This window comes from Streptococcus mitis (assembly GCF_001579035.1).
Lineage (GTDB): Bacteria > Bacillota > Bacilli > Lactobacillales > Streptococcaceae > Streptococcus > Streptococcus mitis_J.
Genome location: NZ_KQ970289.1, coordinates 178,380 through 179,594 on the forward strand (window position 1 = coordinate 178,380; position 1,215 = coordinate 179,594).

Consider the following 1,215-nt stretch of genomic DNA (forward strand, 5'->3'; position numbering starts at 1 on the left):
ATGCTCTTCCAAATTCTCATATAAGTCTTTAAGATTATTTCCAAGGCTATCAGAATAGGTAATCAACATGGTTTTATTCTGAATTGGCATCATTACTCTCCTTTTTCTAATTGAAGCCAAGTCTCATATGACTTGGCTTCGTAAATCAAATTCATGTTATACTCTTCGAAAATTTCTTCAAACCACGTCAGCTCTATCTGCAACCTCAAAACAGTGTTTTGAGCAACCTGTGACTAGCTTCCTAGTTTGCTCTTTGATTTTCATTGAGTATTAAATCTCTGTTTATCATCAAACTCGTACTAAATATAGACTTCAATAAACTAAGTACTACTTTCTTGTTTTCTACATAGAATTATCAACAAGCTGAACCCTTCCTCTGTGTCAGAGACTATAGATTCCATGAGTTCTTCTTACTTCACTGCTCCGTTGCTCATTCCTGAAATAATATGTTTTTGGAAGATGAGGTAGACGACAGTAATTGTTACAATTCCTACAATATAGGATGCAAAACTTGGCCCATAGTCATTAAAATACTGACCTTGGTAGTTGTACTGGAAGAGAGGCAAAGTCCACATCTTGGAATCCTTATTCAAAATCAACAATGGCAACATAAAGTCATTCCAGAACCATAATGCATTGATAATCAAGGTTGTAGCATGCATAGGCTTCAGCATTGGAAAGATAATTCGACGGTAAGTTGTAAATCGATCAGCCCCATCAATTTCTGCAGCTTCATCTAAACTATCTGGTACACTGATTTTAATATAACCAACATACAAGAAGAGGGTCTGTGGAATTGCATAAGTTAGATAAAGTAGTACCAACCCCCACATATTTGCCAGGCCGAGTTTGCTCATCATAACTGTGATAGGAATCATAATCACCTGAAATGGAACAAATATCCCTAAGATCAAGAGCGAATACATAATTGCAAAGGCTTTTTTCTTGGACATATTTCGAGCAATGGAATAAGCTGCAGCTGGTATAAAGAAGGCTACTACAATCAATGATAATACCGTAATAACAGCTGAATTCCAGAAATAGCCTCCAATCCCATCCGAAACCAATCGTTCATAATTGCTTAATGTAAAAGGATTGGGCAAACCAAAGAAATGATTCATGATATCCTTGGTTGTCTTGAAGGAACTAAAAACCGTTACCAACAAAGGAACAAGTATAAGAATACCACCTACTACCAAGAGGACATACTTCCAA

Annotated in this window: 1 protein-coding gene and 1 pseudogene; both read right to left on the minus strand. The window is 36.3% G+C overall.

All coding sequences use genetic code 11. The features are described 5' to 3' along the window. Window positions 1-90: pseudogene (locus SMIDD26_RS13200) on the minus strand (sucrose phosphorylase); the annotation flags it as partial. A 320-nt stretch (window positions 91-410) separates the two neighbouring features. Further along, on the minus strand, window positions 411-1,215 hold an 805-nt coding region (locus tag SMIDD26_RS08135), incomplete at its 5' end, for a carbohydrate ABC transporter permease (protein ID WP_061439796.1).